The organism is Rickettsia endosymbiont of Ceutorhynchus obstrictus (genome assembly GCF_964026565.1).
GTDB lineage: Bacteria > Pseudomonadota > Alphaproteobacteria > Rickettsiales > Rickettsiaceae > Rickettsia.
This window is the reverse complement of record NZ_OZ032162.1, coordinates 1,238,265-1,252,661: the sequence shown is the minus strand read 5'-3', so window position 1 is coordinate 1,252,661 and position 14,397 is coordinate 1,238,265. Positions and strand designations below refer to the sequence as shown.

The following is a 14,397-nucleotide window of genomic DNA, read 5'->3' as shown; positions in this document are numbered from 1 at the left end:
TTACTCTAAGGCGTTTTAAATAACGCCTTTTTCAAAAATTTCAAAAAAAATAAATAAAAATAAAAACTCCTATTGACTTTCAACAGAAAAAGCCTATCATTTTTGCAGTTTTTAACTAAAATGTTAAGAAAATGTTAAGCTATGAAAATAAGCAAAGAAGTTTAAATAAAGAAGATAAACAAGCAATAGGCTTAATATCAATAGGAACATTCTTAGAGCATTTTGATTTGTTTATTTATATACATATGGCGGTTCTTTTAAATGAATTATTTTTCCCGCCTTCTAGCGATTTTGCTTTTTCTATTAATTCAGCTACTGCTTTTTGTTCAATGTTTATTTTTGCACCGCTTAGTGCCATTGTATTTGGCTGGATCGGTGATAATATCGGTCGTAAATCAATGGTTGTAATAACAACAATGATGATGGCTATATCCTGTTTTACTATGGCTAATCTTTCAACTTTTGCTCAAATAGGTATAACGGCATCATGGATTATGAGTATATGCCGTGTCGTACAAGGTATATCTTGTTCTAGCGAGTTAATAGGGGCGGAAATTTATTTAAGCGAAATAACAAAACCACCACTACAATATCCTGTGGTAGCAATGGTTGGGTGTTTCGGGGTGTTAGGAATCGTTGCAGCATTAGGAGTAGCATCAATTTTTACTTCTTATGGGTTTAATTGGCGTATAGTTTTTTGGATTGGAGCATCAATTGCTTTAGTAGGCTCTGTAGCACGGACAAAATTAAGGGAAACACCGGAATTTGCTGATGCAAAACTCCGAGTAAAAAATCAAATTGAAAGAATGAATATAAGTACAGATTCTTTAAAAGAAAATATAATGTTCAAAGAAAAGACCAGCATAGTTCCAGCTATATTTTATTTTTTCGTTCAATGTGGATGGCCGATTTGTGCTTATTTTGGCTATATTCATTGCGGAAATATATTAAAACAACAATTTGGCTTTACTGCCGAACAGGTTATTCACCAAAATTTTCAAGTATCCTTAGTGCATTTTCCAACAATGATAATATTAGCATTTTTGAGTTATAAAATATATCCTTTGAAAATTCTTAAAGCTATGGTTGGTATATTTAGTATTTTTACTTTATTATGTCCGTATTTGTTAAATAATATTAGTACCCCCTTCCATTTATTTTTAATTCAATCTTTTGTTGTAATATTTGGTCCTAGTGATTATCCGGCAGGACCTATTTTTTTTAGAAATTTTGCAGTTTTTAAACGTTTTACTTATACTAACTTTACTTATGCACTTTCACGTGCCTTAATGTATGCTATTACCTCTTTTGGCGTTATTTATTTAATCAAGTATTTTGGTAATTACGGTTTATTATTTATTATGTTACCGGTAATTATAGGTTATATTTCAGGTCTTTATTATTTTGAGAAACTGGAGAAAAAAGAGGAACGCTATGACCCAAAAGAGCTATATCTAGATCATTCACAAGCGGAAATATTTTAAAAGTAATTGCTGCTTGAAGACACAAATTATATAATTCTTTTTCTAATTTTAAATTTCCCAAATATGCAGAAAGAGTTATAAAAATTAATGTTGTTTCTTTAATTATTTTCATTGCTTTTTCAGGAGATTTTGCACTGATAGTTTGCATATTATGGATTCTGTCAAATAATTTAATAAATAATGCGTCTATATTTTTTTCTGCTATTAATAAATTAACCAATTTTTCAGAATTAATCTTTCCATAAGGTTTAATTCTAGTTAAACCTTCCACGTGTTTTGCTATATCTTTATCAAAAATTTTAGCGATATCATCTTCTGTAAGCGGTGTATCCTCTATAGTATCATGTAATAAAGCAGCATTTAACATAGTAGGGATGAAAAGCTTAGGGGCTTCATGAGCCGTATACTCTGCCACCATATATGCCACTTCTACTGGGTGGGAGTAATACGGATCACCTGATTGCCGCATTTGTGTGCCGTGATATTTCCGTGCATAATAAAGACCCTTTTTAACTTCTCTAATATCTATTGGATGTCTTACTAACTTGTTTAAATAGGTAATTTTATCCAATAGCCTTTTAGCATAACCGCACATTTCAAATTTTTCTTCCCAGCAATTGATATCTTCCACAAAAATTAACCCCAATTTATTAGATCAATCTTTATAACATTTTCTATTAATAATTTAAAGTAATAAACTGCAATGAGCAGTATTTTTTTAATCTTACAATTTAATAATAATTTTTAAATAATACGAAATATAAAGCTTAAGTTATGTTAATACAATCTAAAAAGTTCTATGAAGCTGCATATTATCTGCTTTATTTTCGCAACAAAAAATTTTGTAGTCTAAGCTTTATTTATTATTTTAGCTTTTCTGCCGCTTCTTCCGCGTCTAACTCGGCTTCTATTTGTTGGTCTTCTAATGCCATTTCTTTAGCGTGTCTTTCTGTTAAATAACTATTTAGTATCCGCATGAGAATCATCACAACAATTAAAGCCGGTATAATAATTTTAAACATATCTTTGGTGTCTTTCCAAACTCGTGCATTTCTTTGCCTTTTTTCTTCCCTATATTCTTCCTCTGACTTTTCTTCTACAACAGAAATAGTTGGTTCTTCCTGATCAATCATTTTTTACCTTTTAATATATTACGGTGAAATAAATTTATTTAAGAGAGGCTAAACATCAATAAATTTTGACTATATAGTAATGAAATAAGTAAAATTGTCAAATTATTTAAGTTGTAAAAAAAAATTAGAATATAACTAACAATTATATTAATTATTTTTAATAAAAAAGTGTTGGGGATGGCAATATTAAATTATACTTTCTCATTCAGCACGCATAAATTTATCTCACCTAAAAACACCGCTCGCTCTATAGTACGGCCTTTTACTAAGCCTGTTAATTTTTTGCCCCCGCATAAACCCACCTTAAAAATTCATCGGCTGCTAGCAGGTATTGCTCTTCATTCAACCTTTTTAATTTGGATAAGAAATTACAGAGACCATGAAGAAAAAAGCTTTGTTGGGAGTGGGAATTCGATTAATCAAGAGATGAGAGAACTAAAAAGAAAATTATATTTAGTAAGACAGGAGCGAGATATCCTAAAAAAAGCAGTAGCCATCTTTTCCGCACCCCAAAGCAAAGGTACGAATTTATGAAGAATAATAAAGAAGAATTTTGCATAGATAAGATGGCAGAAGTTTTAGGGGTATCAAGAGCTGGTTATTATGGTTTTATAAAGCGTTTAGCAAGTAAAAGAGCTTTAGATAATCGGCAATTAACAGAAAAGATTAAAGAGATTTTTACAGTAAACTATCAAACTTACGGTAGCCCAAGGATTCATGCAGAATTAAGAGAACAAGGCTTTGTTTGCTCACGTCCTCGAGTAGCTAGATTGATGTCAGTGACCGGCATTCAAGCAAAAATGTATAAGAAGTTTAAAAAGACTACAAAACAGTCCAATAAACCTTATCATAGGGGATAGGATTTAGTTAAACAAAATTTTTCTGTCTCAAGCCCGAATAACATTTGGGTAGCAGATATTAGTTATATTTATACTTTTTATAACCAAAAAAGAAGGCATTCTACTTTGAATTATAAAACTCCAAATGAGTACGAGTTAAACTATAAAAAAATTAAAAACGCCTCTCTTTAATCTGTCCTCTTTTTTGTTGCAAGATCACTTTTAGATTTTATAAATGTAACGACAAATGCATACGAAATTTTTAAAGGTTCGACGATTTCCGAAAAACGTGAATTTTTAAATTTCATATTCTCGAACCTAGAGCTGAAGGGCTGCAAGGTGCATTACCAACTGGCTTTCCCGTTCACAGAACTCGAAAAATTGGCTAACTGTCCAGACTGGCGGAGAGGAGGGGATTTGAACCCCTGACACGTTGCCGTGAACACGCTTTCCAGGCGAGCGCCTTAAACCACTCGGCCACCTCTCCAAAAAAAAAATCGTTATTACGAGGAAGATTGTTGCGTGGCTCGAATTTTCGATGTCATTCCTGCGAAGGCGGGAATCTAGGCTTTACTTTGTCATGCTGAACTTGTTTCAGCATCTTTTTAGTAGATCCTGAAATAAATTCAGGATGACTATAATTTTTCCGGATTCCCGCTTTTAGCCATAACTGTCCGAAGTTAAAAAATTAAGATTATTAAATAGTACTTTTTTTGCCGTTAATGCTAAAAATACTACTATTTTGATATATAATAGAGTGAAAAACTCAAACAGTTTCTCTATTTATTTTTCAACTTCGGACAGTTATGGCTTTTAGCTAGAATGACATCGAAAATTCGAGCCATGCAACAACGCCGGTTCGCAATGACGTTTAGTATATCCACGCGGGCATTGCCTTGCGAGGAGCCGTGAAGCATTGCTGCAATCCGGATTAATATTTATGCTAAACTTGCCATCTTATAAACTTTTTGGCATTCTAATTAAATCCATCATTACATTTTGGATAGCCTAGATTGCCGCGCCGGGACTTCGTCCCTCCTCGCAATGACGGACCCCATGGACCTTTTCGCTTAAGTTGACACCCATACGCTTCCGCAGGAATGACATCTTTTTCAATCCACGCAATAATTATCTATGGGCGTTGTTGCATGGCTCATAATTTACCGCATTATAGTTATTACAAGTATGGTGTCATACCGAGGCCCCTCCCACGGTATCCAGAAAAAGCCTTAATAAAAAGACTGGATGCCGTGGTCAAGCCCACTACTGTACGAACGTTTAAATAAAGAGGTAAAAATTCTGTCATTCCGTGGCTACGACCACGGAATCCAGCTTATAATATCATAAAAAGATTCTAAAATAAGTCTAATATGGCTTTATTTTCCTGGATGCCGTGATCAAGTCACGGCATGACACAGCCTTTTTTCAACGTTCGTACAGTAGTGGGTCAAGCCTCGGCATGACACCGAACGCTTTTGCAAAAATTCGATCCCAGCAACAACGCCATGCTTTCGCGGGAATGACATCAGGAATATTTTATCGTTTTACGCAAACAATATCGGCTCGCAATAACGAGGTTTTTTACTTTTTATGTAAAAATATATTATTTGCTTCTTCTAATTCTTCTTGAGTATTCACTCCTATAATTAAATTATAATCTTCCGACAATAAGTAAGATACTTTTTCGTCGTGATTTTTGCATATTTTAACTATTTCCGTAAGGTAAAATTCTTTTTTCTCTTCGCGTGTTTTTAGTACGCATTCCGGTAAGTATTTTTTTAATATACCGGGCGCAAAAGCCATCACGCCTGAATTACAATGTTTAATCTTTTTTTCTTCCTCAGTTGCTTCTTTAAATTCGACTATTTTTAAAAAATTTCCCTGCTCGTCGGTAATTATCCGCCCACACTGTGCCGGGTTGTCTCTCTCAAAACTTAAGGTTGTGACGGCTGAATTAGTTAACTCCAAGTGATTAATTAGCTCTTTAATAACTTTAGGTGTAATTAACGGATGATCACCGTATAATATAGCTATTATTTTATTATCGTCAATTAAATTTAAAGCGGAATATACCGCGTGAGCCGTACCGAGTGGCTCTTCTTGCAGAGCAAATCGGCATATATCCTGATAAGGTGCTAAATATTTTTTTAATTGTTCCGAGTAAACAAGAATAATGTCATTAGTTACTTGCGTGGAATTGCGCAATACCATTTCAATCATTGGCGTATCGCCGATAGGGTGCATCGCTTTAGGCAAATCCGATTTCATTCGGCTGCCGTTACCGGCAGCTAAAATAATTATTTGATAATCCATTAGTATCCTTGAAGAATTTCATAAATATTATCCGATAATTCGTAATTACCGAAAACTCTTTGAACATCATCGCTTTCTTCTAAAATCTCAATAAACTTTAATAGTTTTTCGGCTCTTTCGGTGTCGTCAATAATTACGGTATTTAACGGCACCCATCCGATATACGATTCCTCAGGTATCCCGTATTTATTAGTTAAATATTCAAGGATATGAGAAAAATTTTCAATATCGGTATAAATAGAGTGAAATTCCTCATCGGAATTTACATCAGTTGCGCCGGCCTCGATAGCTATCTCTAAAATATTTTCAATAGATGCAATATTTAGCGGATATTGTATAACGCCTAAATGATTAAATAAATAACTCACGCTACCGGTTTCTCCGAGATTACCGCCGAATTTAGTGAAGGCTGAACGCACTTCGGCAGCCGTGCGGTTTTTATTATCTGTTAAGGCTTCGACTATTATCGCAATACCGCCGGGGGCAAAACCCTCATAACGTATTTCGGTATAATTTTCGGTATTAGCTGAATCGGCTGCACTATTAATAGCTTTGTCTATTCTTTCCTTAGGTAAATTTTGACTGCGTGCCGAAGTTAAAGCGCTTCTAAGACGCGGGTTGTTGTTCGGGTCGGCGGAACCTGCTTTAACGGCGGTGACTATCTCACGAATTAATTTAGTAAAAACCTTAGCTCTCTTTTTATCTTGAGCGCCTTTACGATGTTGAATATTTTTAAACTTTGAGTGACCGGCCATTTCGCTTAGATATTAGATTGATTAACCTTGTTTCGCTTTAAATCTTTTATTTTTCTTATTTATTACAAAAACTTTTCCTCTTCTTTTAACGATTTGGCAATCTTTATCCCTTTTCTTCAAAGATTTCAATGAGCTTACGACTTTCATAATTATTAACCTATGCGCATATATTATTATATTTACCGGAGATAATAAACATTTTTAACAAATCAGTCAATAATCAATTTACTTTTAAGAAAAGCTTTTAATACTAATTTTTTTTGACAATGTATCAAACTAGTTTACTATAGTCTTCATTCTACAGCTAAATTCAGAGAGATTTAGACAATATGAATTTAAAGGTGAGCCTGCGCAGCGTAAAAATAATACGTGAGTACAGGCGAATCTAGAAAAATTCGCTTGTATCAAGCGATCGAGATGACGCTGTGCAATGTAATAATATTATTTAAGAATATAATGCCGGTACGCTTATTTACATCATTATTCTTATCTTTTCGTTTGTTATCTGCAGTTTATGCTCTTGCCGATGTAGAAATTGCCGAATCTAACAAATGTTCAAAACTTTTTCCTTATTTTGAAAGGAAATTTAATATTCCTGCCAATACTTTACATTCAATAGCCTTAAAAGAATCAGGGAAGAAGCATAAAGAACATAAAATTAGCGTAGTGTGGCCGTGGACTGTCAATGCCGGGGGCAAAGGATATTATTTTAATAGTAAAAAAGAAGCGGTAATATTTGTAAAAAAACAAATTATTAAAGGCAAAGAAAATATTGACGTGGGTTGTATGCAAATCAACCTTAAACACCATTTAGAGGCGTTTGATTCGCTTGATCAAGCATTTGATCCGGCTAAAAACGTTAAATACGGTGCCGAGTTCTTGCGCTCAAAATATGACCGGTTAGGAAGCTGGCATAAGGCTATCGCGCATTATCATTCGGCTACTCATTCTTTGGGTAATAAATATAAGCAGGATGTAGTAAAAATTGCTAGTAACATGGCATTATATAAAGCTTCATTAAGTAATTACATCAATGATGGGGTAGTAGAAGATATAACCGCTATAAAAGAGAGCGAAAATTTTAGTAAATTTACTAATAACAGTAAGGCACAAAAAAAATCACTTTTTAGTGGTAATAAGAAATATAGGAGTAGTATTATGATACCCATGCCGGTAAAATAAATTCTAATTCTTGAGGATATTATGACTATTAGAATAATAATATATTTTTTATTATTATATACGGTTAGTGCTAACGCTAATGTTAATGAGAATAACCGGCAGGTAGCACAAAACTTAGATGAGCAAAGGATAATAATATTACCGTGGAGTGATTACGCCGATATATTTAACTCTCATTTTGAAAAGAAATTATCTTTTTCAGAAAAACAAATAAAAAAAGAAAAGAAAATTCATAAACAATACGAACAATATTATCTAAAGCATAATAATCCGGCTAGTTTCTCTACCCATTGTTTTGCCGAAGAGCCTGCTACTAAAACAGATTTAGTAATTTCGAGTTTTTTAAAGTTTTGTGAAGAGAATTATAATTATAAAGATAGCAATATTCATAATTATAAAGTTACTTCGCCGAATATTCATTTTAAAAGGCAGGAAGAATTTTTAAATAAGATGAAAGGGTTTGATAACAAAATGCATCGCCGACATTCCAGAAAAAAATATGATAGTGATATTTCTCTACCGTTATTTAAAAGTGATTAACAATAAGGCTACTAATATATTTGATCGAAATAAATTAAAAATTAACCGTAATAACGCTAAAGACGCTATTGATAAAAGTCTATTCATTAAGCATTCGGCGGAAGATATAATTGAGCGGCTAAAAATAATTGAGAAAGATTTTTGTCATATTTTAGATATCGGTTGTCGCACGGGTTATTTAACTAATTTGTTAAAAATAAATTATCCGAATGCTAAAATTACCGCTACCGATATGTCGGCTTTGTTATTAGATTCCTGTGTTCATGATCATAAATTATTAATCGATGAAGAAAAATTAGAATTTAGTGAATCTTCTTTTGATTTAATAACTTATTCTTTGGGGTTGCACTGGATAAACGACATACAAAAATTTTTATTTAATATTAGAAAATTCCTAAAATCCGACGGTATTTTTATCGGTAATTTTGTCGGAGGCGGAAGTTTTAAAAATTTACGTAATCGGCTAATTGAAGTGGAGATAAGTACTGCTTATAATCATTCTCCTCATATTTCGCCTTTCATCCATTTTGATCATATGCCTTTGTTATTGGCGGGAGCAGGTTTTCTAGAGGTAATTATTGATTATGAAAATATCGGCTTAGAGTTTGAAAGTCCGCTAGATTTAATGAGAGAAATAAAAAATATCGGCGAATCAAATGCCCTAACTCAACGCTCTGATTACGGTATTACCAAACAAATGCTTTTTTTACTAGCTAGTAAGGATATAAATATTTTTGAAGATCAAATTATTTTAGTTAGTTTTATTGCTTCGCCTATGAAGAATAGTATAAGGTTAAAATGAATCTGTCATGCCGTGGCTTGACCACGGCATCCAGTCAGGCTTTTTAATTTTTTCTGGATACCGTGGTCAAGCCCACTACTATACGAACGTTTAAATAAAGAGGTAAAAATTCTGTCATTCCGTGGCTACGACCACTTCAGTCCAGCTTATAATATCATAAAAAGATTCTAAAATAAGTCTAATATGGCTTTATTTTCCTGGATGCCGTGATCAAGTCACGGCATGACACAGCCTTTTTTCAACGTTCGTACAGTAGTGGGTCAAGCCACGGTATGACAAGTTTTAAGCGATTTTAACCATCCATGCAACAACGCCGGTCAAGCAACTAGATGACACCGCATACTTACTTAATAAAATAAAATTCAAGTCTTGAAATATTTTGTGTATCTGCTACTTTTAAATTAACATCATATTACGGTAATTATATGCAAGAATTTGATTTAGTAGTAATAGGCAGCGGTCCTGCCGGTTATACAGGTAGCATCAGAGCGGCGCAATTGGGCATGAAAGTAGCATGCATAGAAAAAAACAGTATGCTTGGCGGGACGTGTTTAAATGTTGGATGTATCCCGTCGAAAGCTTTATTAAATTCCTCGGAAAAATATGAAGAGGCATTAAAACATTTTGCTGATATCGGTATTATGACTGAAGTGAAGCTAGATTTACCGAAAATGTTAGCTAAGAAAGATAAGACGGTAACCGACTTAACAAAAGGCATAGAAAGCTTATTTGTTAAGAACAAAATTACTAGAATCACAGGGAATAGCACGATTATCTCGGCTAATATCGTTGAGGTAAATAACGGTCAAACTAATGAGAATAGGGCTAGCGAGCAAATTTCTGCTAAAAATATTTTGATTGCTACCGGCTCAGATATAATTGAAATCCCGAATATTACCATAGATGAGGAATATATAGTCTCTTCTACCGGTGCTTTAAAGCTAACAAAAGTTCCTGAGAGCTTGATAGTGGTAGGGGGCGGATATATCGGTTTAGAGCTTGGTTCGGTATGGCGACGTTTGGGTTCTAAAGTAACAGTGGTCGAATATGCGCCTAGCATTGTGCCGGTGTTGGACAAGGAAATAGCTACCCAATTTACTAAAATTTTGCAAAAACAAGGAATAGAATTTAAGCTTAATACTAAAGTAACATCTGCCGAGAAGAAAGGCGGTAAGGTGATGCTTTCAGTAGAGGAGGGCGGTACTGCTCAAATACTTACTGCCGATGTGGTATTGATTGCCGTCGGTAGAAAAGCTTGTACGCAGAATTTAGGGCTAGAGAAGCTGGGAATTACGGCAGATAAACAAGGGAGAATAGAGGTTAACGAACATTTTCAAACGTCGATAGCAAATATTTACGCCGTCGGGGATGTAATAAAAGGTCCAATGCTTGCTCATAAAGCTGAAGAAGAAGCGGTAGCCGCCGTTGAAATTATGGCAGGATTTGCCGGACATGTAAATTATAACTTAATTCCAAGTGTGATATATACCCGGCCTGAGGTGGCAAGTGTCGGTAAAACCGAAGAACAATTAAAAGAAAAAGCTATTGAGTATAAAGTAGGCAAATTTCCGTTTTTAGCTAATAGTAGAGCAAGAGCCGTTAGCTCTACCGATGGGTTGGTGAAAATCCTTGCCGATAGCAAGACTGATAAAGTACTCGGTGCGCATATTATCGGTCCCGATGCCGGCACCTTGATTGCCGAGCTTGTTGCTTTTATGGAGTTTGGAGCGGCAGCTGAAGATATAGCAAGGACTTGCCATGCTCATCCTACTTTAAGTGAAGCGATAAAAGAAGCAGCGTTAGCAGTAGATAAAAGAACTATTAATATATAGCTTCAATCATTAATGTCTATACCTTAATGCTTTTTGCTATATTGTGCAGTTAATATAGATGAGTTATTATATGGATAAGCCAGCTCTACGATCTTATTTTAGAAATTTTTTAAGAAAGAATAAGGATAAAGTAAATTCTGAAGTAACCAGAAAGTTAATAATACACAAGCTTAATATATTAATAAATGAGTTTAAGGTAACAACAGTCGGAGTATATTATCCTATGTTACCTGAGATTAATATACTTGAAATAATTAAGTGGCATCCTGAGCTTATATTTTTCTTACCTAAAATTGTAAAAAACGAAATTAATTATAGTCTATATACCAAGGATACACATTTAATATTAAATAAATTCAATATTTATGAACCAAAAAAGGAAGAGGATTATCAACCGGAATTAATCATTATGCCGGGACTCGCTTTTAGTAAGGATAATCATAGATTAGGGCAAGGTTTTGGTTTTTTTGACCAGTATATAAGTAATAATAAAGATTTATTGACTGTCGGAGTTTGTTTAAAAGAACAGATAATAGATTATTTGCCTATAACGCCAAATGATCAAAAGCTAAATTTTATAGTTACAAATTAAATTTACCGAAATTATGAGAATTAAGTTTAAACTATTAATTATTTTTGGCATCTTAAAGCTTTCCATAGGAGATAGCTATATTTACGCAAAAGCTATTACGCAAGATAAAATTCAAGAAACTTTTATTTATTTAGATAAAAAAGATTGGGTGAAAGCTGAAAAATTGACTAAAGAAATAAATAACACGGCTTTAACAAAAATCGTTCTTTCACAAAAATTTCTAGATAGTAAATATTGTAATAATAACTTCAAAGAAGTAATAAAATTTTTACGAGATAATCCGAAATGGCCGCAAAATAGCTTATTGGAAGTAAAGGCGGAAGGATATCTAAATCATGATACGGATAAAAAAATAATATTAGAATGGTTTAACAAAAATCCTCCGCTCACCGGTAAAGGCTATAAATTTTATGCGTTAGCTGCTAGTAAATTAGTGAAAGACCGGAAAATATTACTGCCGATTATTAAAGCCGCGTGGATATACGGTGATTTTACCGACGCGGAAGAAAAAGAATATTATGTTAAGTGGAACAAATATTTAGATGTAGAAGATCATGTTCACAGAATCGACGAACATTTATGGAAATCGGATATTAGAGCGGCGCAGCGTGGGATGCCGTATGTAAGCGTAGGATATCAGGCTTCTTTCAAGGCACAAATCGCGATGATAAATAACCCGCAATCGGCAGAAAAACTTTTTAAAAATGTCTCTGAAAAATATTATACTTCCGGTTTATTATTTCGTTATTTAGATGCAAAGAAAAAAGAATCAGCGAGTAGTGAAGATATTGCTTTATTTAAAAAGGTAAAAAACGATAAAAAACATTTTGCACAATGGTGTCGCCTGCAATCTTATTACGCACGAGAATTTATTGATCAAAAGGATTTTGCCGGTAGCTATAAAATTATTACCATTCCTTTTGCGAAATGTCCTGAGACGGTAAGAGAACAAGAATGGCTTGCCGGTTGGCTGGCTTTAAGCTTTTTAAATAAACCCGATCAAGCTTTATTGCATTTTAATAAATTTATAAAGATAGTAAAAACCCCTATAAGTCTATCACGAGGCTATTACTGGCTTGCAAGAAGCTATGAAGCAAAAGGTGATCAAAAAACGGCAACTGAGTTTTATCAAAAAGCCGCTAAATACCCGTGTACTTTCTACGGACAAGTCGCGAATATAGAGCTAAAAGAGCATAAAATAGTTTTACCTAGTAACCCTAACATAACATTAGCACATACGCAGAAAATAGAAAAAAATGATATTGTTAAAGCCGTAAAGTTATTAAATAAATACGGTAAAACTAGTTTGGCGATTATCTACGCTAAAGCAGCTATTGCAACGGTATCGACTCCGGCGGAAATTTTACTAATTACCAATATTATCAAAGCTAATAATAATCTTCATCATACGGTGGACGTAGCAAAAATTGCCTGCCAATATCATAGCTGTATTTTAGATCATGCCTTTCCTACTCCTTATCAAATTTTAAATTCACCGATAGAGGCGCATTTAACTTATAGTATAATTAGACAGGAATCGGTTTTTAACACTTCAGCAATTAGCACGGCAAATGCTATGGGCTTGATGCAGCTTGTCAAAAATACCGCCTGCGATGCTGCTAAGTCTATCAATACTAAATGTGATATCGCAAAACTTATCAAAGATCCAAAATATAATATTAATTTAGGCTCTAATTATCTGAAATTATTATTACAACAACATGATAATTCATATCTTCTAACTATCATTTCCTACAATGCCGGACCTCATAGAACAAAAAACTGGATAGAGCGATTCGGTGATCCGCGAGAATTAAAAAATATGCGGCAAGTAATTAATTGGATTGAATTAATTCCATTTGCTGAAACAAGAAATTATGTTCAGCGAGTATTTGAAAATATGCAAGTCTATAGGTCGGTAATTAGTAAAAGTAATATATTACGCCTAAAAGAGGACTTGCATCCCTGAAGTATTATGAGCCATGCAACAACGCCGTCATAGCCAGCGTTGTTGCATGGCTACCGGAATCGTCATTGCGAGCGACTGGCGGCGTTGTTGCGTGGATCAAAAACTCTACGTCATTGCGAGGAGGCATTTATGCCGACGCGGCAATCAAGTATAAACATATTTTTATACTAAACTTGTTTAGTATTCTAATTAAATCCCTCATTACATTCGGGATAGCCTGGATTGCCGCAGCCACTTCGTGGCTTCGCAATGACGGTGTTTTTTTATAAGGATTTCGAGTCATGCAACAAAGCCGTCATAGCCACGGAATGACAGAATTTTACCTATAAGAATCATAACAACAATTAAAGCCGGTATAACAATTTTAAATATATCTTTGCTTTCTTTCTTCTCTGTATTGTTTTTCTAACTCTTCTTTATTATTTATTTTTAACCCTAATAATATTAGTTATTGTGATATATTAATCAACCTAAAGGCTAACAAAAGAGGTGCCGGGAGCTAACCTCAGTCATTAACATAACGACTTTCCGCTGCACTTCATATCCGGAAGATACTTATAGCAGCGGACTCCCGGCATAATAAATATTAGCCTTAGGTCGATATATGTTAATGATAGAGGTTAAAACATCATTAAGCAGTTTTTAATGTAGAGGATTAACGCGAATAAGTCAAGTATTTTATAATTGTCGGTTGTAAAAAATAATTTGTTCAACTATTTTAGAAAAAAGAAATGTAATAAATTTAGTGTTTGCGAATCTTACATTAAGCGCCGAGAAGCTTGATTATAAGCTACGTCCGCCATTCAATACCTTCGTAAATTTGCTAGAAAATGCTGAATGGTGGGTGATAGTGGGCTCGAACCACCGACCTTTACGAAGTCAACGTAATGCTCTAACCAACTGAGCTAATCACCCTTGTAACTTTTACACTTTATATTTATTGTATAATAGTCTAG

General features: G+C 33.9%; 18 protein-coding genes and 2 tRNA genes. 11 read left to right on the top strand and 9 right to left on the bottom strand.

Features of this window, described 5'->3' with window-relative positions; genetic code table 11:
• Positions 1 to 131 precede the first annotated feature (131 nt).
• Positions 132 to 1,484, top strand: a complete 1,353-nt coding sequence (locus AAGD64_RS07150) for an MFS transporter (protein ID WP_341792897.1) — start codon at positions 132 to 134, stop codon at positions 1,482 to 1,484.
• On the opposite strand, the gene AAGD64_RS07145 is transcribed toward AAGD64_RS07150, so the two are convergent.
• Positions 1,375 to 2,115, bottom strand: coding sequence for an HD domain-containing protein (locus tag AAGD64_RS07145; protein WP_341792896.1), 741 nt, complete (start codon positions 2,113 to 2,115; stop codon positions 1,375 to 1,377). The two genes, AAGD64_RS07150 and AAGD64_RS07145, sit on opposite strands and share 110 nt — an antisense overlap.
• 232 nt (positions 2,116 to 2,347) lie before the next feature.
• Positions 2,348 to 2,617 carry a hypothetical protein gene (locus tag AAGD64_RS07140; RefSeq protein WP_341792895.1) on the bottom strand — a complete coding sequence of 90 codons (270 nt, stop codon included), beginning with the start codon at positions 2,615 to 2,617 and terminating at the stop codon, positions 2,348 to 2,350.
• A 171-nt stretch (positions 2,618 to 2,788) separates the two neighbouring features.
• On the opposite strand from AAGD64_RS07140, the gene AAGD64_RS07135 reads away from it, so the two are divergent.
• Positions 2,789 to 3,151, top strand: a complete 363-nt coding sequence (locus tag AAGD64_RS07135; protein ID WP_341792894.1) for a hypothetical protein — start codon at positions 2,789 to 2,791, stop codon at positions 3,149 to 3,151.
• The gene (locus AAGD64_RS07130) at positions 3,148 to 3,477 is read left to right on the top strand and encodes an IS3 family transposase (protein ID WP_341792893.1); all 330 of its coding nucleotides are present in this window, start codon (positions 3,148 to 3,150) and stop codon (positions 3,475 to 3,477) included. Before AAGD64_RS07135 ends, AAGD64_RS07130 begins: the two co-directional genes overlap by 4 nt.
• 378 nt (positions 3,478 to 3,855) lie before the next feature.
• On the opposite strand, the gene AAGD64_RS07125 is transcribed toward AAGD64_RS07130, so the two are convergent.
• Positions 3,856 to 3,943: transfer RNA gene (locus tag AAGD64_RS07125), tRNA-Ser, on the bottom strand.
• 613 nt (positions 3,944 to 4,556) lie between these two features.
• Between AAGD64_RS07125 and AAGD64_RS07120 the strand changes: the two genes are divergently transcribed.
• Entirely contained in the window at positions 4,557 to 4,742 is a 186-nt protein-coding gene (locus AAGD64_RS07120; protein WP_341792892.1) for a hypothetical protein, read from the top strand.
• Between the two features lie 107 nt (positions 4,743 to 4,849).
• Positions 4,850 to 5,086: a hypothetical protein gene (locus AAGD64_RS07115; RefSeq protein WP_341792891.1), complete on the top strand. Its 237-nt coding sequence runs from the start codon at positions 4,850 to 4,852 to the stop codon at positions 5,084 to 5,086.
• On the opposite strand, the gene AAGD64_RS07110 is transcribed toward AAGD64_RS07115, so the two are convergent.
• From AAGD64_RS07110 to ykgO, 3 genes are read right to left on the bottom strand one after another with little or no spacing between them, the layout of a single operon-like run.
• The gene (locus AAGD64_RS07110; protein WP_341792890.1) at positions 5,038 to 5,769 is read right to left on the bottom strand and encodes a sugar phosphate nucleotidyltransferase; all 732 of its coding nucleotides are present in this window, start codon (positions 5,767 to 5,769) and stop codon (positions 5,038 to 5,040) included. The genes AAGD64_RS07115 and AAGD64_RS07110 overlap by 49 nt on opposite strands.
• Positions 5,769 to 6,524: a YebC/PmpR family DNA-binding transcriptional regulator gene (locus AAGD64_RS07105; RefSeq protein WP_341792889.1), complete on the bottom strand. Its 756-nt coding sequence runs from the start codon at positions 6,522 to 6,524 to the stop codon at positions 5,769 to 5,771. The genes AAGD64_RS07110 and AAGD64_RS07105 overlap by 1 nt, the downstream gene beginning before the upstream one ends.
• 21 nt (positions 6,525 to 6,545) lie before the next feature.
• Positions 6,546 to 6,671: a type B 50S ribosomal protein L36 gene (gene ykgO / locus AAGD64_RS07100; protein WP_253308650.1), complete on the bottom strand. Its 126-nt coding sequence runs from the start codon at positions 6,669 to 6,671 to the stop codon at positions 6,546 to 6,548.
• A gap of 309 nt (positions 6,672 to 6,980) precedes the next feature.
• On the opposite strand from ykgO, the gene AAGD64_RS07095 reads away from it, so the two are divergent.
• The 6 genes from AAGD64_RS07095 (at position 6,981) to AAGD64_RS07070 (ending at position 13,441) form a co-directional block, all read left to right on the top strand.
• A complete protein-coding gene (locus AAGD64_RS07095) occupies positions 6,981 to 7,706 on the top strand; it encodes a lytic transglycosylase domain-containing protein (protein ID WP_341794180.1) in 726 nt (241 codons plus the stop codon).
• A gap of 21 nt (positions 7,707 to 7,727) precedes the next feature.
• Positions 7,728 to 8,246 (top strand): DUF2532 domain-containing protein, encoded by a 519-nt coding sequence (locus tag AAGD64_RS07090; protein WP_341792888.1) that lies wholly within the window; start codon positions 7,728 to 7,730, stop codon positions 8,244 to 8,246.
• Positions 8,247 to 8,370: 124 nt separating this feature from the next.
• A complete protein-coding gene (locus tag AAGD64_RS07085; RefSeq protein ID WP_341794179.1) occupies positions 8,371 to 9,048 on the top strand; it encodes a methyltransferase domain-containing protein in 678 nt (225 codons plus the stop codon).
• A 425-nt stretch (positions 9,049 to 9,473) separates the two neighbouring features.
• Positions 9,474 to 10,880: a dihydrolipoyl dehydrogenase gene (gene lpdA, locus AAGD64_RS07080; RefSeq protein ID WP_341792887.1), complete on the top strand. Its 1,407-nt coding sequence runs from the start codon at positions 9,474 to 9,476 to the stop codon at positions 10,878 to 10,880.
• A 70-nt stretch (positions 10,881 to 10,950) separates the two neighbouring features.
• Entirely contained in the window at positions 10,951 to 11,472 is a 522-nt protein-coding gene (locus tag AAGD64_RS07075) for a 5-formyltetrahydrofolate cyclo-ligase (protein ID WP_341792886.1), read from the top strand.
• Between the two features lie 13 nt (positions 11,473 to 11,485).
• Positions 11,486 to 13,441 carry a lytic transglycosylase domain-containing protein gene (locus tag AAGD64_RS07070; protein ID WP_341792885.1) on the top strand — a complete coding sequence of 652 codons (1,956 nt, stop codon included), beginning with the start codon at positions 11,486 to 11,488 and terminating at the stop codon, positions 13,439 to 13,441.
• Between the two features lie 4 nt (positions 13,442 to 13,445).
• On the opposite strand, the gene AAGD64_RS07065 is transcribed toward AAGD64_RS07070, so the two are convergent.
• The 3 genes from AAGD64_RS07065 to AAGD64_RS07055 form a co-directional block, all read right to left on the bottom strand.
• Positions 13,446 to 13,568: a hypothetical protein gene (locus AAGD64_RS07065; protein ID WP_341792884.1), complete on the bottom strand. Its 123-nt coding sequence runs from the start codon at positions 13,566 to 13,568 to the stop codon at positions 13,446 to 13,448.
• Positions 13,569 to 13,724: a hypothetical protein gene (locus AAGD64_RS07060; RefSeq protein WP_341792883.1), complete on the bottom strand. Its 156-nt coding sequence runs from the start codon at positions 13,722 to 13,724 to the stop codon at positions 13,569 to 13,571. It lies immediately after the preceding gene.
• Between the two features lie 555 nt (positions 13,725 to 14,279).
• A tRNA-Val gene (locus AAGD64_RS07055) sits at positions 14,280 to 14,356 on the bottom strand.
• Positions 14,357 to 14,397 lie beyond the last annotated feature (41 nt).

Coding starts and splice junctions, on each gene's coding strand:
- AAGD64_RS07150 (WP_341792897.1), top strand. CDS start 132: ATGTTAAGCTATGAAAATAAGCAAAGAAGTTTAAATAAAGAAGATAAA.
- AAGD64_RS07140 (WP_341792895.1), bottom strand. CDS start 2,617: ATGATTGATCAGGAAGAACCAACTATTTCTGTTGTAGAAGAAAAGTCA.
- AAGD64_RS07130 (WP_341792893.1), top strand. CDS start 3,148: ATGAAGAATAATAAAGAAGAATTTTGCATAGATAAGATGGCAGAAGTT.
- AAGD64_RS07120 (WP_341792892.1), top strand. CDS start 4,557: ATGACATCTTTTTCAATCCACGCAATAATTATCTATGGGCGTTGTTGC.
- AAGD64_RS07110 (WP_341792890.1), bottom strand. CDS start 5,769: ATGGATTATCAAATAATTATTTTAGCTGCCGGTAACGGCAGCCGAATG.
- AAGD64_RS07105 (WP_341792889.1), bottom strand. CDS start 6,524: ATGGCCGGTCACTCAAAGTTTAAAAATATTCAACATCGTAAAGGCGCT.
- ykgO (WP_253308650.1), bottom strand. CDS start 6,671: ATGAAAGTCGTAAGCTCATTGAAATCTTTGAAGAAAAGGGATAAAGAT.
- AAGD64_RS07095 (WP_341794180.1), top strand. CDS start 6,981: ATGCCGGTACGCTTATTTACATCATTATTCTTATCTTTTCGTTTGTTA.
- AAGD64_RS07090 (WP_341792888.1), top strand. CDS start 7,728: ATGACTATTAGAATAATAATATATTTTTTATTATTATATACGGTTAGT.
- lpdA (WP_341792887.1), top strand. CDS start 9,474: ATGCAAGAATTTGATTTAGTAGTAATAGGCAGCGGTCCTGCCGGTTAT.
- AAGD64_RS07075 (WP_341792886.1), top strand. CDS start 10,951: ATGGATAAGCCAGCTCTACGATCTTATTTTAGAAATTTTTTAAGAAAG.
- AAGD64_RS07070 (WP_341792885.1), top strand. CDS start 11,486: ATGAGAATTAAGTTTAAACTATTAATTATTTTTGGCATCTTAAAGCTT.
- AAGD64_RS07065 (WP_341792884.1), bottom strand. CDS start 13,568: ATGCCTCCTCGCAATGACGTAGAGTTTTTGATCCACGCAACAACGCCG.
- AAGD64_RS07060 (WP_341792883.1), bottom strand. CDS start 13,724: ATGACTCGAAATCCTTATAAAAAAACACCGTCATTGCGAAGCCACGAA.